This window comes from Synechococcus sp. A15-44 (assembly GCF_014280115.1).
In the GTDB taxonomy this organism is placed as follows: domain Bacteria; phylum Cyanobacteriota; class Cyanobacteriia; order PCC-6307; family Cyanobiaceae; genus Parasynechococcus.
The window spans coordinates 2,400,879-2,423,542 of sequence record NZ_CP047938.1; the positions used below are offsets into that span (position 1 = coordinate 2,400,879).

Below are 22,664 nucleotides of genomic sequence, written 5' to 3' on the forward strand. Positions count from 1 at the left end.
TGATGCAAATACGACCAAATATGAATCCAGTTGCATATCATTTGCAATTCAACATCCCTGCAGCGAGGGATTGCCACAGCTCAGGGAATCCCCCAATCGGGGGGAAGAGAAGACTCCAGGGCCAATCCATCTGCCACCAGCCTCCAGGCATGCAATCGATAGCCCCCATCCCCGGGGGTTGCGATGGCTGAAATCTCGCGATGAGGCAAATACAACGGATCCCCCAGCAACGGACTGCCCAGCTGCGCCAGATGAATGCGGATCTGATGCGGCCGGCCGGTGGTGATCGTCACCTGCAAGCGATCGCCCTCTGCCGTGCGTTCCAACAGCTCCAGCTCCGAGTGGGCTGAGAGCCGTTTGCGAATCGGCGCATCATCGAGCGGTTCCGGCCCCCAGATCCAGCCCAGGAGCGGGTGGGGCCGTTCCACCACATCACGGCTCAGCGTCAAACACTGCCCCAACTCCAACCCCGGCACCCGGCGGCTCCAGGCCTGATACACCTTGCGGCAACCGCCGTTAGGCCGGAACTGCTTCGACCAAAGGGCGCGGGTGTGCGGCGTGCGGGCACACACCTGTAGGCCGGAGGTGAACCGCCCCAGGCGGTGCACCGGCCGCGCACCGGTGGGTTCGAGCAAGGCCGTGAGTGTGTGGCGCAGGAAGCCACCACCGGGCATCACCGGCAAACCGGAAGGCTTGTTGATCACCAACAGGTCACCGTCGTCGTGGATCGTCTCCCACTGGTCAGGGATCGCCTCCTCCAGCCAGGGCGGACGCCGCCAACCAAGAGTCTCGCCGCCCTGCAGCACTCGATCGCCAGTGAGAAGCACTCCGTTCCAATCCAGCTCACCGGCAGCGATCCGCTGCTGCCACACCACCCCATTGGAGTGGCGGTAGCGATCCGCCAGCCAATCACTCACCAAGGTGCCGGCATCCGCTGGCGGCACCTTGTCGCGGTAGGTCCAGCCGTGGTTGAGCGCAGCCTCGCGCCAGCCAGCCCTCAAGTCACCAGACGGTGCTCCAGGGCATAGCGCACCAATTCCGTGCGGCTGGAGGTGCCCGTCTTGTTGAACAACCGGCTCACGTACTTCTCCACGTTGCGGATCGACGTCTCCAGCTGCCGGGCAATCTCCTTGTTCATCAATCCTTCCGCCACCAGCTGCAGCACACTCGCCTCCCGAGGCGTGAAGCTGTGCACCACCGGCTCGGTGGAGGGCAACGCTTCGGCCTGGGCCAGCAGCGAACGGATCTCGGTGATCTGCTTGGCCATCTGGCCCATATCGGTATCCGCAAAACGCGCCGCCTCCTGCAGCAGCCGTTGCTGGCGCTGGGCCACGTTGCGCACCCGTGCCACCAGCTCATCGGGATCGAACGGCTTGGGGATGTAGTCATCCACCCCGGCCAGATAGCCCTGGGTGCGGTCCGCCGTCATGCCCTTGGCGGTGAGGAAGATCACCGGGGTGCCGCCGAGCCGTTCATCGGCGCGCAGCTTCTGCAGCAGGCCATAACCATCCAGCCGCGGCATCATCACGTCGCTGATCACCACATCCGGCAGCATCTGCTGGGCCTTGGCGAAGCCTTCCTCCCCGTCCACCGCGGTGGTCACCTCAAAGCCTTCGTCTTCCAGGTAGGCCTGCACCGCCGTGCGCAGACCAGGCTCGTCGTCCACCAGCAACAGGCGCGGGGCGGGCGCCGCGGCCTCTTCAGATTCAGCGGTGGGGGTGGGCGCGTCGCTCATGGCTGGAATCGCTCTGGCCGCAATGTATGGAGAGCGGCCTCAACGGGCCAGTGCGGGTAACTGCTCCTGCTGTTCGGGAATCAGGGTGGAAAAGCCCAGATCCAGGGCCTTCTGACGCAACGTGGCAGGGTCGGTTCCCGCCACCTCCGGCACACAGGCCGCCCACCACACCAGGTGATCTTCGCGGTTCACGTCCGTGATCGGACCGCCGGGATTGAGGGTGCGCACGTAGACCATCGACGGCGTGCGTTTCACCCGCAAGGGCGTCTCGGTGGAGCAATTAACGCTCTCGACGTAGACGTTCAGATCTGATGCCGACTCCTCCCACAGCTGATAACTGCGGGTATCGGGATTGGACGAGGCTGGTTTCACTGCGTAGATCCCGATCGACAGGGTGCCGACGGGGGCCGGGCGTTCGATCAGCACCTTGAGATCGGCTGGCCGCGACCGCCGCATCCGCTCCAGCACCTGCTCACGATCGAAGCCGCAGACGGGCTGCGTCCAGATCAGCCCGCCCAGGCCCAGCAGAGCCATCGGCAATCGCAGACCCATGCCTGTGCTGTTCGCAATGCAGCACCATGATCGCAACATCTGCCTGCAGCGTCCTGAGCGGCTCGGCTCTCGCCTTTGATTTCCAGGCCACCACCCCCTGTGCGGCCGAGGTGGTGGAGGCGATGGCGCCCTTCTGGAGTACGGACTGGGGCAATCCCTCCAGCCGCCAGCATCGGATTGGCCTCAGCGCCTCTGCCGCCGTGAAAGTGGCGCGGCGCCAGCTGGCGGAGGCGGTGGGGGTGAAGCCGGAACGGCTGGTGTTCACCAGTGGCGCCACCGAAGCCAACAACCTGGCCCTGCTGGGCCATGCCCGCGCACTGGGCAAGGCGCATCTGATCAGCGTGGCCACCGAACACCACGCCGTGCTCGATCCGCTCCAGCAACTGCAACGGGAAGGCTTCAGCGTCACCCTGCTGACCCCAGACCCCGACGGACTGATCAGCCCCGAGCAGTTGGAGGAAGCAATCACCCCCGAAACGCGGCTGGTGAGCGTGATGGCAGCCAACAACGAAATCGGCGTGCTCCAGCCGCTCGAGCAACTGGGAGCGGTTTGCCGCCGCCATGGCATCACCCTGCACAGCGATGGGGCCCAGGCCTTCGGGACGCTGCCGCTCAACCCTGATTCCCTGGGTGTTGATCTGCTCAGCCTCAGTGCCCACAAGCTCTACGGACCCAAGGGCATCGGCGCCCTGGTGCTGCGGGAGGGCATCGCCATCGAACCGCTGCAGTGGGGGGGCGGTCAGGAAGCGGGGCTGCGGGCCGGCACCCTGCCCACCGCCTTGATCGTGGGCTTTGCCGCTGCCGCCCGCCTCGCACTGCAAGAGCAGGAGCAGCGCAACAGCCGACTGCAGCAGCTGCGCGATCAGCTGTGGGAGGGCCTGCAGCAGCGCCTCCCGGACGTGCTGCTCAATGGGGCCCTGCAGCCGCGCTTGCCCCACAACCTCAACATCAGTCTGCCCGGGGTGAACGGCAGCCGCCTGCACCGGGCCCTGCGCCCCCAGCTGGCCTGCAGCAGTGGCTCCGCCTGCAGCAACGGTGCCCCGTCCCACGTGCTGCAAGCGATCGGTCGCTCGCGGGCTGAAGCCGAAGCCTCCCTGCGGCTGAGCCTGGGGCGCGAGACCACAGCAGCCGAGGTGGAGCAGGCCATCACTGCGATCACCGACGCCGCAGCTGCCGCCGGGTTCATGAGCGGCAGCTAAGCAGCGGCCAGACGCTGGGCCACGCGCCACTTGGCACTGCGGCTGCGGGGGTTGGCCTCCTCCTCCTGCTCGGTGGCCACCACCGGCTTGCGGGTGATCCGTTGTAAGCGCTCATCCCGCAGGAACGCAGTCTTGACGCGGCGGTCTTCCAGGGAATGAAAACTGATGATGCCCAACAGGCCCTCGGGCTCCAGCCAGTCGGGAGCCTCTTGCAGCAGGCGATCCAACACCCCCAGCTCATCGTTCACGGCAATCCGCAGGGCCTGGAAGGTGCGGGTGGCGGGATGAATCCGCCCGCGACGCGCTTTGGGGGGATAGCAGCCCGCCACGGCATAGGCCAAGGCGGCCGTGCCGTCATAGGCGCCTCTCTCCTTGATGTCGGCTTTGATCCGCCGGGCGATGCGACGGGAGAGCCGCTCCTCTCCATACCCATAGATCAGATCCGCCAGCTCGCTCTCCTCGAGGCGATCGATCAGCTCAGCCGCGGTCTCCCCCTCACCACTGGCGTTCATGCGCATGTCCAAGGGACCATCGAGGCGAAAACTGAAGCCCCGCGCCGCCACATCCAACTGGGGGCTGCTCACCCCCAGATCAGCCAGCACCATCACGGCGGGCTCGGGCGGCGCATAGTCGGCAAAGTTGGTGGCCACGATCGAGACGCGATCGCCGAAGGGGGCCAGACGCTCCGCCGCCGCTGTCCGGGCCGTGGCGTCCTGGTCCAGGCCGATCAAGCGCAGGCCGGGATGCTGTTCCAACAGCAGGGCGCTATGACCGCCGCCACCGAGGGTGGCATCGATCAACAGTCCATCCGGACGCGGGATCTGCCGGGCCGCATCCAGCACCGCATCGGCCAGCACGGGCACATGGCTGAAGGGGGGCACAAGCCACAGGCGAAGACTCCTTAAGATCTACTCATCGATCGGACCACCGCTCCCATGACGCAGCTGGAAACGCGCACGGAGCCCATGGTGGTGAACTTCGGGCCCCACCACCCCTCCATGCACGGGGTGCTGCGGCTCGTGGTCACCCTCGATGGTGAGGATGTGGTCGACTGCGAACCGGTGATCGGTTACCTCCATCGCGGCATGGAGAAGATCGCCGAGAACCGCACGAACGTGATGTTCGTGCCCTACGTGAGCCGCATGGACTACGCGGCTGGGATGTTCTACGAGGCGATCGTGGTGAACGCCCCGGAAAAACTGGCGGACATCCCGGTGCCCAAGCGGGCCAGCTACATCCGGGTGTTGATGCTGGAACTCAACCGCATCGCCAACCACCTGCTCTGGCTTGGACCCTTCCTGGCGGACGTAGGAGCCCAGACGCCGTTCTTCTACATCTTCCGCGAGCGGGAGATGATCTACGACCTCTGGGAAGCCGCCACCGGCCAGCGGCTGATCAACAACAACTATTTCCGCATCGGCGGCGTCGCCGCTGATCTGCCCTGGGGCTGGCTGGAGAAGTGCCGCGATTTCTGCGACTGGTTCGGCCCCAAGATCGATGAGTACGAAAAGCTGATCACCAACAACCCGATCTTCCGACGCCGGATTGAGGGCCTGGGAACGATCGAGAAGCAGGACGCCATCAACTGGAGCCTCTCCGGCCCAATGCTGCGCGCCTCCGGTGTGCCCTGGGATCTGCGCAAGGTGGATCACTACGAGTGCTACGACGACTTCGACTGGCAGGTGGCCTGGGAGAAGGAAGGCGACTGCTACGCCCGCTATCGCGTGCGCATCGAAGAAATGCGCCAGTCGCTGAAGATCCTGCGCCAGGCCTGCGACATGATCCCCGGCGGCCCCACCGAAAACCTCGAGGCCAAGCGCCTCAACGAAGGCAAGGGCAGCGACGTCGCTGGCTTCGACTTCCAGTACGTGGCCAAGAAGGTGGCCCCCACCTTCAAGATCCCGAACGGAGAGCTCTACACGCGATTGGAATCAGGCAAAGGCGAGATCGGTGTGTTCATCCAAGGCAACAACGACGTCACCCCCTGGCGTTTCAAGATCCGCGCTGCCGACAGCAACAATCTGCAGATCCTTCCCCACATCCTCAAGGGACACAAGGTGGCCGACATCATGGCCATCCTCGGTTCCATCGACGTGATCATGGGATCCGTGGATCGCTGATCTCTGAACCGTTTCCTGCGGCGGTTGCAACGTGCGGGCTTTCTGTTGCCTGCGACCCTGACCGGCGCCTTATGGCTCAAGGGACTGCATCCCGGACTACCCGGCCTGAGCTGCCCGCTGCGCACCCTGACGGGCGTGCCCTGCCCCACCTGCTTTCTCACCCGCGCAACGGCGGCAGCCCTCAGCGGTGATCTGAGCCAATCATTGCAATGGCATCTTTTTGGCCCCATGGCCGCCCTGGGGCTGTTGGTTTGGAGTGTGTTGGCCCTCCAGCAACGGCGGATCATCCCCAAGGGCCTGCCCCTCTGGCCCCTTCCCGTCGTTGGTGGAGCGTTGATCAGCTACTGGCTGCTGCGCCTGAGCACCAACAGCTGGCCCAGCGGCTGAGCGCTAGCGCAACAGGCCGCGCTCGTAGGCCACGTTCTGGAGGAAGAAGCTGGCCATGGGGATCACCACAAAGCCCCCCAGACCACAGGTCAGCAACGCCAGTAGCCCCACAACGATGCCCGTCAACACCTCAAGCCCCACAAAGCTCAAGCCGTTCTCCGAGCGGTAAACCACCTGAAACGAGTGAGAAAAGGCTTCACCGATGGTCATGTCGGTCACGAAGATGCGATTCACGAACACCGGCGTCACCAAGGCCACGGCAATGCCGGGAAGGATGCAAAGCAGAAAGCCAATGGTGGTGACCAGCGAAAAGAAAAGCCCTGCCAGGACGTAACGCCACCATCGGCCTCTCAGCAACTGAGCGGCCGCAGAAATGGTCACCACCTCACCGCGCTCGTAATAGAGGGCAGGAACAGCCACCAGCAACACCGACAACAGGCTGGCCAGGATGGAGACAGGCAACTGAACCAGTTGGGCGAGCACCGCTGCGAGCCCCAGCGCCGCATCACTGCTGCCGACGATCGCCGACACCACAATGATGATCAGGCTGTACACCAAAACAGCCAGCAGCGACAGCACAATCGAGCCCACCCAGCTCACCAGCACCACCGGGATGTGCTGCAGGAAGGCCTGCCAGGCCTTCTGAATGGACGGAGGCTCGAAGGCGATTGGCGCAGCCATGATTCGGGCGGAATTTCTGTCAGGGTGACAGTCGGCACCGGCTTGAACAACACATCGCCATGACCTCTGCCCCCTGGCTGGAGCTGAGCCGAACCGTGCGCTTCAGCGACACCGACGCCGCCGGCGTGGTGCACTTTCAGCAGCTGCTGGGCTGGTGCCACCAGGCCTGGGAGGAAAGCCTCGAACGCTTTGGCCTACCGGCGGGTTCAGTCTTCCCCAGCGGCCGCGGAGAACAACCAAGCGTGGCCTTACCGATCGTGCATTGCCATGCCGATTTCCGCGCCCCGTTGCAGATGGGCGACACGGTGCTGATCCGCCTGGAACCGGAACGGCTCGATCCCAGCAGTTTTGCGGTAAGCAGCCAGGTGCTGCTGGACGACCAGCTGGTCGCCAGTGGCTGCCTGCGCCATGTCGCCATCGACGCCAACACCCGGCGCCGCTGTGCCCTGCCCGATGGCGTGGACCGTTGGCTGGAAGCGTCAAGCCTCGGCCGCATCCAGCCGCTCTAACCACTCCCGCCAGCGCTGGCGCTGCCATTTCCCCAGCGCCGAAGGGGCCAGGTCGGGGCACAACACCCAACGCCGTGGCGTGTCCGCAGGCGGCCAAGGCCGAGTGAGGGCCTTAAGCCGCTGCAGCACCGCAGTGTCAGAGCTGCCCACCAGGGCCACCAGCCGCTGCCCCCACTCCGGATCGTCCACACCAAGGAGGAGCACAGCGTTCACCGGGAGCGATGCCGCCTGCAGCGCCGCCATCAACCGCTCCTCCAGCTGCTCGGGGAACACGGTTTCCCCGCCGGAATGAATGGCGCCATCGATACGACCCACGATCTGAAGGCCTGGGGCCAAGCTGGCCCGATCCCCGGAGCGCCACCAGCCATCGGCATCCGTCAGCGGTTCCCAGCGATCCGGCTGATCCGCCCGCCATCGGCCCAAGGCCAAACGATCGGTGCGCAGCTCCAGGGCCCCATCAGCGGCCAGACGCAGCTCCACATCGACCAGCGGATCACCACACCCCGGCTCGCCGGCCAGAAAGCGGGCCGGCGGCAACGCCGCCACCATCGCCGCCGTCTCCGTTGACCCGAAACAGGGCGCCAGCGGCAGCTTCAAGGCACGCGCCTGATCCGCCAACGGAGCCGAGAGAGCAGCACCACCGATCCAGATCAACTGCAGCTGCTGCAGAAAGGCCACCCCGTCGGGATGGGCCAGCAGACGCGCCAATTGCGTGGGCACCAACGACAGCACGCCAGGGTTCGTCCCCCAGGCGGGCAGGGCCTGGCAAAACGCCAGCAATTCAGTGGGGGTTTTCATCAACCCCGGCGCCAGTGGCTGATACCCCGCGCCCCAGCAGCGGGCGCGCCACCAGGGCATCAAACCACTCACGTGGGCCAGCGGCAGTGGATTGAGCAGCAGGGTGGACGCGGGGTCAAGACCGATCCCCATCAACCACTGGGCTGAAGCAGCGGCCGAACGGTCCAGATGCAGCGAGGGCTGGGCGCAGCAACGGCTGCCGCCCCTGCTGCCACCGCTGCGCACCACCACTCCCGGGCCCGGCGGCAGCTGATCGATTGGGGCCGCTTCCGCCTCAGGCGACAGGGGCACCCACTGCCCGGCCGCCAGCCCCTGCTCCAGCCGCTCGAGCTCGCTCATGCCGCCGCGGCCCATACCTGCTCTGGATCGTTGGAGAACAGCGGCCCCGATGGCGTCCAGCCTGGGGCCAAGCCTGGAGCCGCCGGCGTGGGTCCCTGGGCCTGAAGCCCGGCCAGATGCTCGAGCCAACGCCGGCCGATGCCGGTTTCGAACGCGGTGCTCAACATCCGTTGGGGCACCCCCGCCTTCAGTTCCCGCAACAGCAGGCGGGGATCGCCCTCCAGCGCAGGCCGCCGCACCTGCCAGCCGCTCCAACTGCGCCGCAGCTCAGGCTGCTGGTGGAGGGATTCATCGAGGGCCACCGGCCCCAGCGCCGCCAACTGCTCCAGACCGGCTTGATCTTCCACCGCCAGCGGCTGCTCCAACCAGTCCAGACGCGGGTCATCGCGCAACCGCTGCATCCAGGCCTGGGCCGTGCTGCGGTCCCAGCCGCCGTTGGCATCCAGGCGCAAGCGGGCCGTGGGCGGCAGCCACTGGAGCAGCTGCTCGAGCAGCTGACACTCCAGGCCACCCGGCGCCGTGGCCACCTTCCACTTGAAGGTGCAGCTCTCCAGGCCACCCATCGATGCCGCAGCAGCCTCCAGGGCCGCAGGCATCGCCTCGGCAGCCGGTAACAACAGCGCCGGGGCAGGAGCCTTCAGCCAGCCCTGGGGCGAAGCAGCGCCCACCACACCCTGCAGCTCCGCCAGCGCCGCACCAACACCAAACCCCACCGGCCCTGGGGCCTCCCGCAACACAGCCTCCAACTGAGCCTGAGGAAGCTCGTGCGGCAGCGCAGCGAGAGCCTGCTCACAGGCCATGAACTGCTGCGGCTGCAGCGGAGCCACTTCGCCCCAGCCCACGGCCCCCTGATCGTCATCCAACCGCAGCAACCAGCCACAGCGCTCCCGCAGCTCGCCGGCTGCCGTGCGCAGCGGCTGCAGCAGGGCAAAGCGGAAGCGGCGACGCTGCAGCCGGAGCGTCATCCGCCGGTCCAGACGCGCGCCAGAGCCAGGCCCGCACTCAGCCCCAGACCATTCCAGCCCTGGAAGCGCAGGGCCAGAAACTTGCTGCCGCTGATCAGCTCCGGCCTGTCGTGGTGGCGCTGGAGCAGACGCATCAGCTGCACACCGGCAGGAAGGCCGAGAGCGCTCAACAACACCGTCGGAGGCCAGTCCCCATGCAGCACGGGCACCCACTCCAACGCCAGCGTCAAGGCCACGAACCAGGGCACCAAGGCTGCCGCCCGGGCCGTGCCCAGACGCACCACCGGCGAGCGTTTGCCATGGGCAGCGTCCTCCTCCACCTGATGGAAGTGGGAGCAGAACAACACCAGGGTGGTCGCCAGGGCAGGACCTGCCCCCAAAATCCAGGCCGTGCCCCAAGGAATCGATGCTGCCCCCCGGGGCTGCAGCACCACGAGGGCCGCTGCGGTGGCAAACGGTCCAAAGGCCAGCCAGCACAGGGGCTCACCCAGGCCGCGGTAGCCCAGGCGGAACGGAGGGCCCTGGTACACATAACCCAGGCCGCAGCAGACCAACACCAGGGCCAGCACGGCCCCGCTGCTGCTCCAGGCCAACCCGGCCATCACCAGCAAGCCCAGCACCAGCGCAGCAGTCGCCCCCTGGGCGACACGGTCCCGGCGGCCGGTGAGGTTCACCACGGAATGGGGCTTACCGGTGGCATCCACACCCGTGGCCGCATCAAAAACATCGTTGCTGAGGTTTTCCCAAAGCAACAGCAGGATGGCCGCCAACACAAAGCCTCCCAGCTGCAGCCATCGCAGCGAGCCCGCCACCCCGAACTGCCATCCAGCCGCCAGCAGCACAGGCATCACGGCAACGGAATACATCGGCCACTTGATCGCTGCCTTCCACAAACGGCGCCGATCGGCGTAACGGGATGCGACAGCCTGCGGCTCAGACATGAACAGAACCCGTTCCCGCAGGGCGAAGACCCATACATTTGAGCAGTAACCCTGGCCGGAAACGCCGCGGATGTCGGCTGATTGTTGTTTCAGCACCCTCCTCTCCGCTGCCCAGCGGGGTTGGTTGGCCTGTGACGGCGATGAAGCGCTGCTCAGCCTGGCCCTGCCGATCGAAGGGATCGATCCGCTTCTGGCCTTGCCGCAGCTGGCGGAACAGGAAAGCCTGCAGGTGCTGTGGGACAGCGCCCCGGGGCTCTGCCTGGCCGCTGCAGGGCCCTGCCAGGAACTGGAGCTGGCGGGCAGCCGTCGCTTTGAGCAGGCCCAGCGCTTCGCCGACCTCTGCCTGAGCCGGCTGCACGACACAGCACCGGACAGCCCAGCCCATGCGCGGCCTCGGGTGCTGCTGCGCTTCCGCTTCTTCGATCAGGTGAGTGAGCGCCGCCGCAGTGAAGCGGTGGTGCCATCGGTGCAGGCGGTGCTGCCCCGTTGGCAGCTCAGCCGTCAGGGACGCCGGGGCTGGCTGCGGCTGAATGGGGTCGTGAGCAGTGCAGCGGACTGCCGCGAGCTGGCGGAACAGCTCTGGCTCAAGCACGAACAGCTGCTCAAGACGCCGGCCACGCCAACCCGGCTCACGCCCCAGGCGCTGGTGGCGGCGTCAGAACCGGAAACCTGGCGGCAGCGCTACGCCACAGCCCTCACCCGCGGCATTGATCTGGTCAACAGCGGCGAGCTGCACAAACTGGTGCTGGCGGTGCGGCACCGCATCGTTCTGGCCGACAGCTTCGACCCCCTGCCGCTGTTGAAACGGCTGCGGCGGCAACAGGCCGGCAGCTGCCGCTTCCTCTGGCAGCGCCATGCCGGGGATGCCTTCTTCGGTGCCTCACCGGAACGGCTGCTCAGCCTGCGCGCCGGATGGCTGCGCAGTGATGCCCTGGCCGGCACGGCGGGGCAGGGAGATTCCGGGGCGCAGCTGCTGCGCTCCGATAAAGACCGCCGCGAACACGAACTGGTGGTGGAAACCATCACCGACCAACTGCGCCGCAACGGGTTGACCCCCCGCCGCCGCCGCCAACCCCAACTGGCCCGCCACGGCAACCTCACCCACCTGCACACCCCGATCACAGCGGAAACCCATGGTCAGCCCGTGCTGGCGCTGGCCGAACAGCTGCACCCCACCCCCGCCGTTGCCGGGTTGCCGCGCCGCGACGCAATGGCCTGGTTGCGAACCCTCGAACCGTTTGAACGGGGCAGTTATGCGGCTCCCATCGGTTGGATCGACAGCGCCGGTGATGCGGAACTGCGGGTGGCGATCCGCTGCGGCCATGCCCGCGGCTGCGAGCTGGACCTCACCGCCGGCGCCGGCCTGGTGCGGGGGTCCGTTGCCGAGCGCGAGCTGCAGGAAGTGGGGTTGAAGCTGGCGGTGCTGGCCGACCAGCTGGAACTTCAGACCAGCGCGCGCAACCGCTCGATCGTCTGATCCGCCAGAGGCTGGTTCATCAACCGCTCCACTTCCCGCACCCCCGTGGGGCTGGTGACGTTGATTTCGCTGAGCATGCCGCCGATCACGTCGATGCCGACGAAGAACAATCCCTCCGCCCGCAGCGCCGGGGCCAGAGCAGCGCAGATCTGACGTTCCCGCTCGGTGAGTTCCGTGGCTTCCGCCTGGCCGCCCACGGCCAGATTGCTGCGGAATTCTCCGGCTGACGGGCGACGGTTGATCGCCCCCAGGGGATCGCCATCCACCAGCAGGATGCGCTTGTCCCCCTCGCTTACGGACGGCAGAAAGGCCTGGGCCATCACCGGCAGGCGTCCCTGCTCCGTCACCAGTTCCAGCAGGGCCTTCAAGCCCGGCGCCTGGCCGTTGACCCGAATCACCCCCAGGCCGGCACGCCCCCCCAGGGGTTTGAGCACGATCTCCTGCTGCTCCTGGGCAAACAACAGCAGTTCGGACACCCGCCCTGCCACCAGTGTGGGGGCCATCCAACGGCTGAAGCGCAAGGCCCCCAGCTTTTCGTTCCAGCTGCGCAGCGCACTGGGGCGATTGAGCACCCGCACCCCAGCCCGCTCCGCCACCTCCAGCAGATGGGTGGCATAGAGATACGCCTCATCCACCGGCGGGTCCTTGCGCATCCAGATCACGTCAAATCCAGCCAGGGCCTGACGCTCCGCCACCCCAACCGTGATCCAGGGTTCCGGCGTCACCGGCAAGGCAATCGCGAGGGGTTCATCGCCCCGCGCAATCAGATCGGAGGGCGTGCAGGCCCACACCTCATCGCCGGCGCGATGGGCGGCCTGCATCAGTGCAGCGGAGGAATCCTTGGCTGGATTGATCTGCCCCAGCGGATCCAGAACGAACAGCTGGCGCATTGATCAGGCCTTCAGCAGCGCATCAAGCTCACCGGCACGATCCAGAGCGTGGAGGTCATCGCAACCGCCGATGTGGCGGTCATCGATGTACACCTGCGGAACACTGCGGCGACCATCACCCCGGGCCGCCATGGCATCCCGAGCGGGCTCATCCCCATCCACGCTGTGTTCGGTGTAGCTCACGCCCTTGCGGTCCAGGAGCCCCTTGGCGCGGACGCAGAACGGGCAGGTGCGCCAGGTGTAGATCTCAACCTTGGCCATTGCGTTGGTGATGCCAGTGGTCGGATCCTATGCAGCAACTGCGCTGATAGCGTCAGAGGCTGATCAGGACCGAGTCCTTGCTGGATCTCACCGACTTCAAACGCGACCTCTCCGAGCTCACTGACCGCCTGGGCCATGCCCAGGACTGTCTTTGACGTCCCTGCACTGAACGCAAGGCAACAGGATCTCGAACAACTCGCGGCCCAGCCCGATTTCTGGGATGACCAGCAGAACGCCCAGAAGCAGATGCGGCGTCTGGATGAGGTGAAGGCCCAGCTGTCTCAGCTCGCCGGATGGCGCGGTGCGGTCGATGACGCCCAGGCCACCCTTGAGCTCTACGAACTGGAGCCCGATGAGGATCTGCTCCAAGAAGCTCAGAACGGGCTGAACCAGTTGCGTCAGGGGCTGGACCGCTGGGAACTGGAGCGCCTGCTCAGCGGCGAATACGACAAAGAGGGTGCCGTGCTCAGCATCAATGCGGGGGCCGGCGGAACAGACGCCCAGGACTGGGCCCAGATGCTGCTGCGCATGTACACCCGCTGGGCGGAAGACCACGGCATGAAGGTGACCGTGGATGAACTCTCCGAAGGGGAGGAAGCCGGGATCAAGAGCTGCACGATCGAGATCGAAGGGCGCTACGCCTACGGCTACCTGCGCAACGAAAAGGGCACCCATCGCCTGGTGCGCATCTCACCGTTCAACGCCAACGACAAGCGCCAGACCAGCTTTGCCGGTGTGGAGGTGATGCCCAAGATCGAGGAGGAGGTCAAGCTCGATATCCCTGAAAAGGACCTGGAGATCACCACCAGCCGCTCGGGCGGCGCGGGTGGCCAGAACGTGAACAAGGTGGAAACGGCTGTGCGGATTCTGCACATCCCAACCGGTCTATTTGTGCGCTGCACCCAGGAGCGCTCCCAGCTCCAGAACAAGGAGAAAGCGATGGCGTTGCTGATGGCCAAGCTGCTGGTGATCGCCCAGGAGCAACGGGCGGCCGAAATCGCCGACATCCGTGGCGACATTGTGGAAGCGGCCTGGGGCAACCAGATCCGCAACTACGTGTTTCAGCCGTACCAAATGGTGAAAGACCTGCGCACCAACGAAGAAACCAACGATGTGCAAGCGGTGATGGATGGGGCCCTCGACCCGTTCATCAACGCCTCTTTGCGCCAGGGTGTCGACAGTCCCGGCGCCGATGCCGATTCCTGATCCCATGGCCAGCGAGAGCACCCCACCGCCGAGCTTCGTCAAACAGGCCATGCGCAACATGGTGCGCAAGGGCAGCAAGAGCCTGTTTCACTTCGGCCTCACCGCCATGGGATTCCTCGGCTTCATCACCCTCGTGGCTTGGCTGGGGCGTCCGACCCTGCCGGGTTAGGCATGGAGCTCGACCTCGCACTGGATCGGGAGGGGGTGACACTGCAAGCCTCCGACAGGTCCGACCTGCTCGATGAGACGGTCTGGCTCCAGCAGTTGGACCATTGGCTGAGCTGCCTATGCGGGGATTCGAGCCTGGACTGCCCGAGCCTGGTGCGCTCAGCGCAGGAGCTAAGCCTGGGACTGCGCTTCACCGATGACGCCAGCATTGCCGAGTTGAACAGCGCCTGGCGCCAGAAAACAGGCCCAACGGATGTGTTGTCGTTTGCCGCCCTCGACGACCCCGGCGACTGGATGGAGGGCCCCAGCATCGAACTGGGAGACATCGTGGTTTCCCTGGAGACCGCCCGGCGTCAGGCCCAGGAGCAGGGCCACAGCCTCGAGCGGGAACTGCGCTGGCTGGTGAGCCATGGCCTGCTGCACCTGCTGGGCTGGGACCATCCCGATGACAACAGCCTTGCCGCAATGCTCGCCCTGCAGGAAAGGCTACTTGGGGATGGGTGGTCTGGACAACCCGGGTAGTCTTCGAGAAGCGGGCACATGACCTGCGGAGTAAGAGTTCCGTTCCGATGACCACCGAATCGCCCCGGACACCATCCGCAGACGCAGCTTCGGAGGAGGTGGCCATGGTGCCCAACGCCATGCGACGACGGGGCAGCTGGCGCATCGCCGGCGATCTGCCGGCGAGCTTTCGCTATGCCGCCCAGGGCCTCGGCTACGCCTTCCTCACCCAGCGCAACTTCCGCATCCACGTGGTGACGGGGCTGGTGGTGTTTGGGCTGGCCACTTGGCTGCAACTGGATCTGATCCGCCTGGCCGTGCTGGTGCTTACGGTGGCTGCCGTTCTGGTGTTAGAGCTGCTGAACACAGCCATGGAAGCGGTGGTGGATCTGGCCATTGGCCGGCGCTATCACCCCTTGGCCCGCATCGCCAAAGACTGTGCTGCTGCCGCCGTGCTGACGGCCGCCATCAGCTCCTTGCTGATCGCTCTGTTTCTCCTGCTCCCGCCGCTCCTGCTCCGCCTGGGGCTCTGACTCCCGATTCGCAGATGCTGCTGGTCATCGACAACTACGACAGCTTCACCTTCAACCTGGTGCAGTACTTCGGTGAGCTCGCGGCTCAGCATCCGGTGGCAGCCGATCTGCAGGTGCATCGCAACGACGCCATCAGCCTCGAGCAAATCCGTGCCCTGAAGCCCGACGCGATCCTGCTCTCTCCAGGCCCCGGCGACCCGGATCAATCGGGCGTCTGCCTCGACATCCTCAAAGAGCTTTCCGCAACGGTGCCCACCCTGGGGGTGTGCCTGGGCCATCAGGCCATCGCCCAGGTGTACGGCGGCCGGGTGGTGCGCGCCCAGCAGCAGATGCACGGGAAAACCTCCCCCGTGCTGCACAAGGGCGAGGGCGTGTTCGCTGGACTGCCCCAACCGCTGACGGCCACCCGCTACCACTCCCTGATCGCCGAACGCGACACCCTGCCGGACTGCCTCGAGGTGACCGCCTGGCTCGAGGACGGCACCATCATGGGCCTGCGGCACCAGGAGCATCAGCACCTGCAGGGGGTGCAGTTCCACCCCGAAAGCGTGCTCACCGATCAAGGCCACCAACTGCTGGCCAATTTCCTGCGGGAAGCTGAGGGATAACGCTGTTAGCGTCCGAAAGACGTTCAACCCCTCCCATGTCCGTCCTGCGTTCCGCTGTGACCGCCGCTGCAGGCCTGGCACTCAGCCTCACGTCGTCGGCCTTAGCGGGCGCTGGGGTGTCGATCAGCAGCTACGGGCAACGGGCATTGCTGATCCAGGGGGGCGGCCAGTCGGTGCTGCTCAACCCCTACAAGGCCGTGGGTTGCGCTGCAGGGCTTCCTGAACCCCGGCTAACGGCCGGTGTTGTTCTGGCCAATTCCGAACTCTCCGATGAAGGAGCCCGCGACGTGGCCGGCGGCCGCTTTCTCGCCCAGCCCGGGTCGTATCGCATCGGCGGCCTGAGCCTCGAGGGCTTTGCCAATCCCCACGACCGCGTGGGCGGACGCCGCTTTGGCAACGCCACCCTGTGGCGCTGGCAGCAGGGGGGGCTCAGCTTTGCCCATCTCGGTGCCACCGCTGGAGAGCTCACGGCTGCCGACCGGGTGCTGTTGGGCAACCCCGATGTGCTGATCATCGGCGTTGGCGGCGGCAGCAAGATCTACAACGCCGAAGAAGCCGCGGCGGTGGTGAATCAGTTGAACCCCAAGCGCGTGATTCCGGTGCAGTACGTCAATGGCGACGCACCTGAAAGCTGTGATCAAGAAGGTGTGCAGCCCTTCCTCGATGCGATGGGCAGCACCTCAGTGCGCCAAGTGGGCCGGACCCAAACTCTGCCGGGCAACCTCGACGACACCACCGTGATCACAGTGATGCAGTGATCAGCACATTCAGCTGATCTCTGTCCCAACCCGCCAGCACAGCCAACATCAACAAAACCCGGGCTTTCTGGGCATTGAGGCTGCCGGCGGGCAGCAATCCGAGCCGTTGATCCTTGGAATGGTGGTGGACGGGCCCCGACCCGCAACGGTTGGCCCGCAGCATCAACGGCCGCGGTCCAGCCCACGCCTCCAACACCCGACATTCGCCAACCGACAACTGGCCAGCACCCGTGCCAGTGAACACCAGGCCCGCAACACCGGCATTGAGACAGGCGCTGAGCAGGAGCGGCTCGGGCTCCACACACCCGAAGATGATCGGCACCTGGGGCCAATGCTCCGGTAAAGCGAGATCAGCAAAGGGCACTTGCCGAGATCCGCTCGCCGTTGGCAGATGAACCCCAACATCGTCCACCCAGCCCAACGGCCCGCGTCCGGGACTGGCGAACGCCCCCACCCCCTGGGTGGCCAGCTTGGTGACCCACTGGGCGGCATGGATCTGGCCATCCATCACCACCAGCACGCCCTGACCGCGGGCTTCGGGGCTCAAGGCCACCTGCACCGCTTGCAACAAATTCAACGGCCCATCGGCACTGAGGGCCGTGGCCGGCCGCATCGCACCCACCAGCACCACAGGCCGGGGATCATCGATCAACAGCTGCAGCAACCAGGCGGTTTCCTCCAGCGTGTTGGTGCCATGGGTGATCACCACCCCAGCCAGCTCGGGGTCTGCCGCAAAGGCAGCACGAATGCGCCCCACCAGCGCGCGCCAATGGGCAAACAGCAGATCAGCGCTGTCGACATTGGCCACCTGCTCCACCGAAATCGCCGCCAGCTCCTGCAGCTGCGGCACCGCCGCAAGCAGGGCATCACCCCCGAGCACACCCGCGGTGTAGTTGTTCAGCGTTGCGCTGTTCTCTGCACAGCCGGCAATGGTGCCGCCGGTGGCCAGCAGCAGCAGGCGGTTCATTGCTCCAGGGGGAGGAACGCCTCCATGAAGCGCTGCATCTGGCTGGTGGTGCCGATACTCACCCGGAAGCAGCCATCAATCAGGGGCTTGCCCGCCATCGAACGCACCAGGATTCCCGCCTCGCGCAACGTTGCATCCACCTCTGCCACCGGGCGCTGGGGCCAGATCAGCAGATAGTTGCCGCCATCACAGTGGTGCCGAACCCCCGCGTCCCGCAACGCCTGCAGGGTCCAGTCGCGAGCCCGCAGCACCTCGGCCACATAGGCATCCACGTAGGACTGATCGGCCAAGGCAGCGAACGCCGCGGCCACGGCCACGCTGTTGACGTCGTAGGGCCCCGTGACGCGGCTGACCCGATCGACCACATCGGCGTGGCCGATGGCAAAGCCGATGCGCAGCCCCGCCAGACCGGCCGTTTTGGCCAGAGAGCGGAACACCAGCAGATTCGGTGTGGCCGTGAAATCTGCGCTCGGCAGCACGCTGTCTCCGGTGAAGGCCTCATAGAGCTCATCCACCACCACCAAGGTGCCCGGGGCTGAGGCCGCCAAGGCGACCACCTGATCGGCTGGCAAGCGCGTGCCGGTGGGGTTGTTGGGGTTGCAGATCAACAGCAACCTCGGCGCTCGAGCCGCCAATGCCTCCTGAATGGCCGACAACGGGAAGTCGAACTTCTCCCCTTCGTAGGGGATCGCCTCGATCGTCATGCCCTGCATCCCGGCGCAGGGGGTGTAGTACCCGAAGGTGGGCGCTGTGGTCAGCAACGTCTCACCGGCATCGCCATAGGCCTGAAACACCGCATGAATGGCGGCATCCACACCGTTGAACAAGCCCACCTGATCCGGCTTCAATCCAGGCCGGCAGCCGGTTTCCTCCAGGTTCTGGAGCACCGCTTCCCGCAGGCCGTCGTACTCCGGATACACGGCAATTTCTTCGGTGCTGAAGTTGCGCAAGGCCTGGGCCACCAAGGGGCTGGGGCCAATCGTGTTCTCGTTGAAATCCAGCCGCAGCATCTGGCGGCGGCCCTCCAACGGCGCGCTGTAGGCCTTGAGCTGCTCGACGGCGACGCGGGCAGAGGGCGGAGCTGGAGATTTGTCAAGAGACATCAGTAGACCATTGAAGCGTGCAGGCCTCGAGGCGCATAAAGGTTGAAACCATTCAGCGGCAATGGCCCAGAAAAGAAGTCCAGGGCAAGCCTGCCTAAAATAGTCAATTGAGATCCGTGACTGCCACGCAGGTCAAAACCACAACCAGACACGGTCACCAGTCAAAGCAACCAAATATTTCGGAACAAAAGCAACCATGAGAAAGCTAATAATTCACGTTGGTCCTGGAAAATGCGGGTCATCAAGCATACAAGAACACTTCAAATCCAATGAGCGAGATTATTCCTTGCAAAGCGCATCTTTCCTTCAATTAAATGCGAATTGGATAGGAAAAGCAAGCAAAATTAATGATTTTCCCGAAGAAAGTCCAGAAACCAATCGGGTCAAAAACAGGGCCTCAAGCCATCAAACCTTAATCCTCAGCCACGAATACCTATTTCAAAAACCAAGAGCGGTATCCACGATTTCCAAAAAACTCGAGCAATATTTTCAAGAAATAATCATTATTGGCTACTCGCGAAGACAGTCCGAACACATTAAGTCTTCTTTCAACCAATGGATCTTCAGATCAAGAGAAAGACTTCTTGAATCCTACAACTGCCTCGAAGAACACGGGATCAATCCCACCTTGTTTACCAGCCTCGAACGATACTTAATTGCAGGCGCACTTACAGATTTTCGAAGCACAAGACAACTTTCAGGCGATTTAATTCTCAATTGGCACAAAAGATACAGCCGCCTTGATGAATTGATAAAAAACACCAATGCCACCATCAAGTGCGGCGTCATACCCATACCAAAAGCAGCCAGCCCCAATTCTTTAGTAAAGGACTTTCACTTGAAAGCCGACCTTCAACCAATAAATTCAAGAAAGAATCAACAAGAGATTCAGGCCAATCCACAATTCAACCAAACATTAGTAGAGGCTGTCAGCAACTTTCAGCTCCTCAATGAAATCAAACTTGTAGAACCTCACAAAAAAAACAAAGAGCTAGCAGCCATTTCGCAAGCCTTGACGACCAAAAGCAAAAATAAAACCACCTTCGAAACGCAACTCGAATGCTACATAGACTCATTTTTTTGGAATTCAAATAAGAAATTCTGCGAAAAATACGATTTACCTACCGCATCCTTCGAGCCAAGAGAAATCCTCACCAAATCGATTATCCGACACTTGGTAAAAACCGAACAAATAAAGCGCCAACACGATCCCGAAATCCTTATCGAGACTTACCAAGCGATGAATGCCGAGCTCGCTCAAGCATGCATGAAGCTGATTGAGTCGAAGACTTAATTACATGCGATCCAGGGTGGCGATGCCCAGCAGTCCCAGCCCCAGTCTGAGGGTGTCGGCCGTCAAACGGCAGAGGGCCAGGCGGGATGCCAGCGCTTCAGGATCGGCCTTGAGCACCGGCACCTGGTCGTAGAAACGGTTGAACACCTGGCTGAGCTCGAACAGATAGCTGCACAAGCGGTTGGGCAGCAGCTCCTCCTCCACCTCAGCGATCACGGCATCGAACTTGAGCAGCTCCCGCACCAGGGCCCACTCCTGGGGCTCGCTGAAGTTCAGTTGGGCATTGGTGGCCGCAAGGTCTCCCCCCTTGCGGGCGATGCCGGCGATGCGCACCACGGCGTAGAGCAGATAGGGCGCCGTGTTGCCCTGCAGCGCCAGCATCCGATCGAAGGAGAACTGGTAATTGGTGATCCGGTTCTGGCTGAGGTCGGCGTATTTCACCGCCGCCAAACCCACGGTGCCCGCCACATGCTGGACGAACTGCTCCGACTCGCTGCGCTCCTCCTCCTTCAGGCGTGAACGCAGATCGGTTTCGGCGCGCTCGACGGCTTCATCGAGCAGATCCCGCAGACGCACGGTGTCTCCCGCACGGGTCTTGAGCTTCTTGCCGTCCTCCCCCTGCACCAGGCCAAAGGGCACGTGCTCGAGCCGCGCACCGTCCGGGATCCAGCCGGCCCGTTCGGCCACCTGGAACACCCCGGCGAAATGGTTCGCCTGGCCGGCATCGGTGACGTACACCACGCGGCGGGCACCATCCCCTTCCGGAGCCGCACCAAAGCGATAGCGGATCGCCGCCAGATCAGTGGTGGCGTAGTTGAAGCCGCCATCGCTCTTCTGCACGATCACCGGCAGGGGCTTGCCGTCCTTGCCCTGCACACCCTCCAGGAACACGCACTGGGCACCGTCATCAGTGACCAGCAGCTCTGCGTCCTTCAAGCCATCAATCACCGCCGGCAAGAAGGGGTTGTAAAACGACTCGCCGCGTTCGCTCAGGCGGATGTCGAGCCGGTCGTAGATCTTCTGGAACTCGCGCCGCGACTGGTCGCAGAGCAGGCCCCAAGCCTTGAGCGACACCGGATCGCCCCCCTGCAGCTTCACCACCTCGTCGCGGGAGGTGGACTGGAAAGCTTCATCGTCATCGAAGCGCTTCTTGGCCTCGCGGTAGAAGGCCACGAGGTCTCCCAGATCCACCGCATCGGCGGTCTCCAGCGCTTCCGGCGCCACCTGCTTGAGATGCGTAATCAACATGCCGAACTGGGTACCCCAGTCGCCCACGTGATTGAGGCGCAGCACCGGATGACCGCGGAACTCCAGCACCCGCGCCAGCGAGTCGCCAATGATCGTGGAGCGCAGATGCCCCACATGCATCTCCTTGGCGATGTTGGGGCTGGAAAAATCCACCACCACCGGTGCCGCGTTGCTGACCGCCGGCACGCCGAGCCGCTCGTCCCCCAACCGTGCCGACACCTCCGCCGCCAGCCGCTCCGGGCGAATCGTGAGGTTGATGAAACCAGGCCCGGCGATCTGCGGCTCCAGGCAGAGGTCGGTGAAGGCGGGATCGGCCTGCAGCTGTTCCACGATCGCCGTGGCGATCTGCCGGGGGGCCTGCTTCAAGGGCTTGGCCAAGGGCAGCGCACCGTTGGCCTGGAAGTCGCCGAATTCCGGCTTGCTGGCGGGAGCCAACTGGGGATCCAGCCCCGCATCAGCTTCCGGGAAAGCCCGTTGCATCGCCGCCCGCAGCTGGGCATCCAGGGACTGGGACAGGCTGAGCATGGGCAGTGCGTGGCCGGGGGAATCCGGCTCTGATCATCCCTCTTCAGGTGAAACGCATGCTCAGGTCCAGCCAGCGGCTGCGGGTGACGGGCGCACTGGTGGAGATCAGATCGATACCCGTGGCGGCGTAGGCCGGCAACTGCTCCGGCTGGATGCCCGAGGCCTCCAGCACCACCCCACCGATGCTGCTGTCGCGCAGACGCGGCACCAGTTGCCTGAGCTGCTCGGGGCTGAACTCATCGAGCAGCACCCCATTGGCGCCCGCCTGCACCGCCTCCAGCGCCTGGGCCTCCGTCTCCGCTTCCACAATCACGGCCGTGGGCCAAGGGGCCTGGGCGCGCACGGCGTCGATGGCCGCCGTGATGCCCCCCGCCCAGGCGATGTGGTTCTCCTTGAGCATGGCTGCGTCATCCAGCCCCATGCGGTGGTTGGTGCCGCCGCCGCAGCGCACCGCGTATTTCTCCAGCAGGCGAAGCCCAGGGGTGGTCTTGCGGGTGTCGGCCAGGCGCACACCGGTGCCCTCAAGCTGGGCCACCAATGCAGCGGTGGCGGTGGCGATGCCCGAAAGCCGCATGGCCAGGTTCAAGGCGGTGCGTTCCCCCGCCACCAAGGCCGTGGCCGGACCCTGCAGCTCCAGCAGGCAGTCCCCGGCCTCGACGGCGTCGCCGTCCTGCCGCAGCAAACGGACGCTCACCCCGGGATCCAGCCGCTGGAACAAGCGCTGCACCAACGGGCCACCACAGAAGCGGCCGGGCTGTTTGGCCATCCAATGGGCCTGACCCTGCTGGCCCTTCAGCGCAGGGGCCGTCAGATCGCCGCGGCCGATGTCTTCCGCCAGCCAGGCCTCCAAGGCAGCGGTGAGTGCCGGGGATTGCCAGTCCAAACCGTTCCAGACGTCC

The 22,664-nt window shown here is 64.6% G+C and carries 26 protein-coding genes; 12 read left to right on the plus strand and 14 right to left on the minus strand.

Annotation, left to right across the window (positions count from 1 at the left end):
- Positions 1-80: 80 nt before the first annotated feature.
- From SynA1544_RS13445 to SynA1544_RS13455, 3 genes are read right to left on the minus strand one after another with little or no spacing between them, the layout of a single operon-like run.
- A complete protein-coding gene (locus tag SynA1544_RS13445; protein WP_186514136.1) occupies positions 81-1,001 on the minus strand; it encodes an RNA pseudouridine synthase in 921 nt (306 codons plus the stop codon).
- Positions 998-1,735, minus strand: a complete 738-nt coding sequence (locus SynA1544_RS13450) for a response regulator transcription factor (protein WP_115081200.1) — start codon at positions 1,733-1,735, stop codon at positions 998-1,000. The genes SynA1544_RS13445 and SynA1544_RS13450 overlap by 4 nt, the downstream gene beginning before the upstream one ends.
- A gap of 39 nt (positions 1,736-1,774) precedes the next feature.
- Positions 1,775-2,287, minus strand: coding sequence for a hypothetical protein (locus SynA1544_RS13455; RefSeq protein ID WP_186514137.1), 513 nt, complete (start codon positions 2,285-2,287; stop codon positions 1,775-1,777).
- Between the two features lie 26 nt (positions 2,288-2,313).
- On the opposite strand from SynA1544_RS13455, the gene SynA1544_RS13460 reads away from it, so the two are divergent.
- Positions 2,314-3,486: a cysteine desulfurase family protein gene (locus SynA1544_RS13460; protein WP_186514138.1), complete on the plus strand. Its 1,173-nt coding sequence runs from the start codon at positions 2,314-2,316 to the stop codon at positions 3,484-3,486.
- Here the strand turns inward: SynA1544_RS13460 and rsmH are convergent.
- On the minus strand, positions 3,483-4,367 hold the full coding sequence (gene rsmH, locus SynA1544_RS13465; RefSeq protein ID WP_186514139.1) for a 16S rRNA (cytosine(1402)-N(4))-methyltransferase RsmH: 885 nt from the start codon (positions 4,365-4,367) through the stop codon (positions 3,483-3,485). The genes SynA1544_RS13460 and rsmH overlap by 4 nt on opposite strands.
- A gap of 54 nt (positions 4,368-4,421) precedes the next feature.
- Here rsmH and SynA1544_RS13470 point away from each other — a divergent pair, with 54 nt between their 5' ends.
- Together SynA1544_RS13470 and SynA1544_RS13475 are read left to right on the plus strand one after the other, a co-directional pair.
- The gene (locus SynA1544_RS13470; protein WP_186514140.1) at positions 4,422-5,606 is read left to right on the plus strand and encodes an NAD(P)H-quinone oxidoreductase subunit H; all 1,185 of its coding nucleotides are present in this window, start codon (positions 4,422-4,424) and stop codon (positions 5,604-5,606) included.
- A 45-nt stretch (positions 5,607-5,651) separates the two neighbouring features.
- Positions 5,652-5,993: a DUF2752 domain-containing protein gene (locus SynA1544_RS13475; RefSeq protein WP_370594074.1), complete on the plus strand. Its 342-nt coding sequence runs from the start codon at positions 5,652-5,654 to the stop codon at positions 5,991-5,993.
- Between the two features lie 3 nt (positions 5,994-5,996).
- Here SynA1544_RS13475 and SynA1544_RS13480 read toward each other — a convergent pair whose 3' ends face one another.
- The gene (locus SynA1544_RS13480) at positions 5,997-6,674 is read right to left on the minus strand and encodes a hypothetical protein (RefSeq protein ID WP_186514142.1); all 678 of its coding nucleotides are present in this window, start codon (positions 6,672-6,674) and stop codon (positions 5,997-5,999) included.
- A gap of 59 nt (positions 6,675-6,733) precedes the next feature.
- Here SynA1544_RS13480 and SynA1544_RS13485 point away from each other — a divergent pair, with 59 nt between their 5' ends.
- A complete protein-coding gene (locus tag SynA1544_RS13485; RefSeq protein WP_186514143.1) occupies positions 6,734-7,183 on the plus strand; it encodes a thioesterase family protein in 450 nt (149 codons plus the stop codon).
- On the opposite strand, the gene SynA1544_RS13490 is transcribed toward SynA1544_RS13485, so the two are convergent.
- From SynA1544_RS13490 to menA, 3 genes are read right to left on the minus strand one after another with little or no spacing between them, the layout of a single operon-like run.
- Positions 7,154-8,320, minus strand: coding sequence for an AMP-binding protein (locus SynA1544_RS13490; RefSeq protein WP_186514144.1), 1,167 nt, complete (start codon positions 8,318-8,320; stop codon positions 7,154-7,156). The genes SynA1544_RS13485 and SynA1544_RS13490 overlap by 30 nt on opposite strands.
- Positions 8,317-9,285, minus strand: a complete 969-nt coding sequence (gene menC, locus SynA1544_RS13495; protein ID WP_186514145.1) for an o-succinylbenzoate synthase — start codon at positions 9,283-9,285, stop codon at positions 8,317-8,319. The genes SynA1544_RS13490 and menC overlap by 4 nt, the downstream gene beginning before the upstream one ends.
- The gene (menA, locus tag SynA1544_RS13500; RefSeq protein WP_186515590.1) at positions 9,282-10,226 is read right to left on the minus strand and encodes a 2-carboxy-1,4-naphthoquinone phytyltransferase; all 945 of its coding nucleotides are present in this window, start codon (positions 10,224-10,226) and stop codon (positions 9,282-9,284) included. Before menA ends, menC begins: the two co-directional genes overlap by 4 nt.
- A 70-nt stretch (positions 10,227-10,296) precedes the next feature.
- On the opposite strand from menA, the gene SynA1544_RS13505 reads away from it, so the two are divergent.
- Positions 10,297-11,703, plus strand: coding sequence for an isochorismate synthase MenF (locus SynA1544_RS13505; protein ID WP_186514146.1), 1,407 nt, complete (start codon positions 10,297-10,299; stop codon positions 11,701-11,703).
- Here SynA1544_RS13505 and gshB read toward each other — a convergent pair.
- The gene (gshB, locus tag SynA1544_RS13510; RefSeq protein WP_186514147.1) at positions 11,670-12,593 is read right to left on the minus strand and encodes a glutathione synthase; all 924 of its coding nucleotides are present in this window, start codon (positions 12,591-12,593) and stop codon (positions 11,670-11,672) included. The genes SynA1544_RS13505 and gshB overlap by 34 nt on opposite strands.
- 3 nt (positions 12,594-12,596) lie before the next feature.
- Positions 12,597-12,854, minus strand: coding sequence for a glutaredoxin 3 (gene grxC, locus SynA1544_RS13515; protein ID WP_038552616.1), 258 nt, complete (start codon positions 12,852-12,854; stop codon positions 12,597-12,599).
- A 77-nt stretch (positions 12,855-12,931) separates the two neighbouring features.
- Here grxC and prfB point away from each other — a divergent pair.
- From prfB to SynA1544_RS13545, 6 genes are all read left to right on the plus strand, one after another.
- Positions 12,932-14,060 (plus strand): peptide chain release factor 2 gene (prfB, locus tag SynA1544_RS13520; RefSeq protein WP_222930159.1). Its coding sequence is split into 2 segments (ribosomal slippage): positions 12,932-13,006 and positions 13,008-14,060, totalling 1,128 coding nucleotides; the frame shifts between segments, so codons are not numbered across the junction.
- Positions 14,047-14,229 (plus strand): DUF3285 domain-containing protein, encoded by a 183-nt coding sequence (locus SynA1544_RS13525; RefSeq protein WP_006851191.1) that lies wholly within the window; start codon positions 14,047-14,049, stop codon positions 14,227-14,229. Before prfB ends, SynA1544_RS13525 begins: the two co-directional genes overlap by 14 nt.
- A gap of 2 nt (positions 14,230-14,231) precedes the next feature.
- Positions 14,232-14,750 (plus strand): rRNA maturation RNase YbeY, encoded by a 519-nt coding sequence (gene ybeY, locus SynA1544_RS13530; protein ID WP_186514148.1) that lies wholly within the window; start codon positions 14,232-14,234, stop codon positions 14,748-14,750.
- A 104-nt stretch (positions 14,751-14,854) separates the two neighbouring features.
- Positions 14,855-15,262 carry a diacylglycerol kinase family protein gene (locus SynA1544_RS13535; RefSeq protein WP_255477807.1) on the plus strand — a complete coding sequence of 136 codons (408 nt, stop codon included), beginning with the start codon at positions 14,855-14,857 and terminating at the stop codon, positions 15,260-15,262.
- 14 nt (positions 15,263-15,276) lie between these two features.
- Complete coding sequence (locus SynA1544_RS13540) at positions 15,277-15,870, plus strand: aminodeoxychorismate/anthranilate synthase component II (protein WP_186514150.1); 594 nt, start codon at positions 15,277-15,279, stop codon at positions 15,868-15,870.
- 35 nt (positions 15,871-15,905) lie between these two features.
- Positions 15,906-16,628 carry an MBL fold metallo-hydrolase gene (locus SynA1544_RS13545; RefSeq protein ID WP_186514151.1) on the plus strand — a complete coding sequence of 241 codons (723 nt, stop codon included), beginning with the start codon at positions 15,906-15,908 and terminating at the stop codon, positions 16,626-16,628.
- Here SynA1544_RS13545 and SynA1544_RS13550 read toward each other — a convergent pair.
- On the minus strand, positions 16,612-17,595 hold the full coding sequence (locus SynA1544_RS13550) for an asparaginase (protein WP_186514152.1): 984 nt from the start codon (positions 17,593-17,595) through the stop codon (positions 16,612-16,614). The two genes, SynA1544_RS13545 and SynA1544_RS13550, sit on opposite strands and share 17 nt — an antisense overlap.
- Positions 17,592-18,698, minus strand: a complete 1,107-nt coding sequence (locus SynA1544_RS13555; RefSeq protein ID WP_186514153.1) for a histidinol-phosphate transaminase — start codon at positions 18,696-18,698, stop codon at positions 17,592-17,594. Before SynA1544_RS13555 ends, SynA1544_RS13550 begins: the two co-directional genes overlap by 4 nt.
- A gap of 286 nt (positions 18,699-18,984) precedes the next feature.
- On the opposite strand from SynA1544_RS13555, the gene SynA1544_RS13560 reads away from it, so the two are divergent.
- Entirely contained in the window at positions 18,985-19,992 is a 1,008-nt protein-coding gene (locus SynA1544_RS13560; RefSeq protein ID WP_186514155.1) for a hypothetical protein, read from the plus strand.
- Here SynA1544_RS13560 and argS read toward each other — a convergent pair whose 3' ends face one another.
- Both argS and nadC read right to left on the minus strand, forming a co-directional pair.
- On the minus strand, positions 19,993-21,765 hold the full coding sequence (argS, locus tag SynA1544_RS13565; protein ID WP_186514156.1) for an arginine--tRNA ligase: 1,773 nt from the start codon (positions 21,763-21,765) through the stop codon (positions 19,993-19,995).
- Positions 21,766-21,808: 43 nt separating this feature from the next.
- Positions 21,809-22,648 (minus strand): carboxylating nicotinate-nucleotide diphosphorylase, encoded by an 840-nt coding sequence (nadC, locus tag SynA1544_RS13570; RefSeq protein WP_186514158.1) that lies wholly within the window; start codon positions 22,646-22,648, stop codon positions 21,809-21,811.
- Positions 22,649-22,664 lie beyond the last annotated feature (16 nt).

Bases quoted from the DNA above. Each gene is read 5' to 3' on its own strand.
- SynA1544_RS13485 (WP_186514143.1), top strand. From the start codon at position 6,734: ATGACCTCTGCCCCCTGGCTGGAGCTGAGCCGAACCGTGCGCTTCAGC.
- SynA1544_RS13480 (WP_186514142.1), bottom strand. From the start codon at position 6,674: ATGGCTGCGCCAATCGCCTTCGAGCCTCCGTCCATTCAGAAGGCCTGG.
- menA (WP_186515590.1), bottom strand. From the start codon at position 10,226: ATGTCTGAGCCGCAGGCTGTCGCATCCCGTTACGCCGATCGGCGCCGT.
- SynA1544_RS13550 (WP_186514152.1), bottom strand. From the start codon at position 17,595: ATGAACCGCCTGCTGCTGCTGGCCACCGGCGGCACCATTGCCGGCTGT.
- SynA1544_RS13470 (WP_186514140.1), top strand. From the start codon at position 4,422: ATGACGCAGCTGGAAACGCGCACGGAGCCCATGGTGGTGAACTTCGGG.
- SynA1544_RS13540 (WP_186514150.1), top strand. From the start codon at position 15,277: ATGCTGCTGGTCATCGACAACTACGACAGCTTCACCTTCAACCTGGTG.
- SynA1544_RS13455 (WP_186514137.1), bottom strand. From the start codon at position 2,287: ATGGGTCTGCGATTGCCGATGGCTCTGCTGGGCCTGGGCGGGCTGATC.
- argS (WP_186514156.1), bottom strand. From the start codon at position 21,765: ATGCTCAGCCTGTCCCAGTCCCTGGATGCCCAGCTGCGGGCGGCGATG.
- SynA1544_RS13460 (WP_186514138.1), top strand. From the start codon at position 2,314: ATGATCGCAACATCTGCCTGCAGCGTCCTGAGCGGCTCGGCTCTCGCC.
- ybeY (WP_186514148.1), top strand. From the start codon at position 14,232: ATGGAGCTCGACCTCGCACTGGATCGGGAGGGGGTGACACTGCAAGCC.
- SynA1544_RS13555 (WP_186514153.1), bottom strand. From the start codon at position 18,698: ATGTCTCTTGACAAATCTCCAGCTCCGCCCTCTGCCCGCGTCGCCGTC.
- menC (WP_186514145.1), bottom strand. From the start codon at position 9,285: ATGACGCTCCGGCTGCAGCGTCGCCGCTTCCGCTTTGCCCTGCTGCAG.
- SynA1544_RS13535 (WP_255477807.1), top strand. From the start codon at position 14,855: ATGGTGCCCAACGCCATGCGACGACGGGGCAGCTGGCGCATCGCCGGC.
- SynA1544_RS13450 (WP_115081200.1), bottom strand. From the start codon at position 1,735: ATGAGCGACGCGCCCACCCCCACCGCTGAATCTGAAGAGGCCGCGGCG.
- gshB (WP_186514147.1), bottom strand. From the start codon at position 12,593: ATGCGCCAGCTGTTCGTTCTGGATCCGCTGGGGCAGATCAATCCAGCC.
- grxC (WP_038552616.1), bottom strand. From the start codon at position 12,854: ATGGCCAAGGTTGAGATCTACACCTGGCGCACCTGCCCGTTCTGCGTC.
- SynA1544_RS13505 (WP_186514146.1), top strand. From the start codon at position 10,297: ATGTCGGCTGATTGTTGTTTCAGCACCCTCCTCTCCGCTGCCCAGCGG.
- SynA1544_RS13545 (WP_186514151.1), top strand. From the start codon at position 15,906: ATGTCCGTCCTGCGTTCCGCTGTGACCGCCGCTGCAGGCCTGGCACTC.
- SynA1544_RS13525 (WP_006851191.1), top strand. From the start codon at position 14,047: ATGCCGATTCCTGATCCCATGGCCAGCGAGAGCACCCCACCGCCGAGC.
- SynA1544_RS13490 (WP_186514144.1), bottom strand. From the start codon at position 8,320: ATGAGCGAGCTCGAGCGGCTGGAGCAGGGGCTGGCGGCCGGGCAGTGG.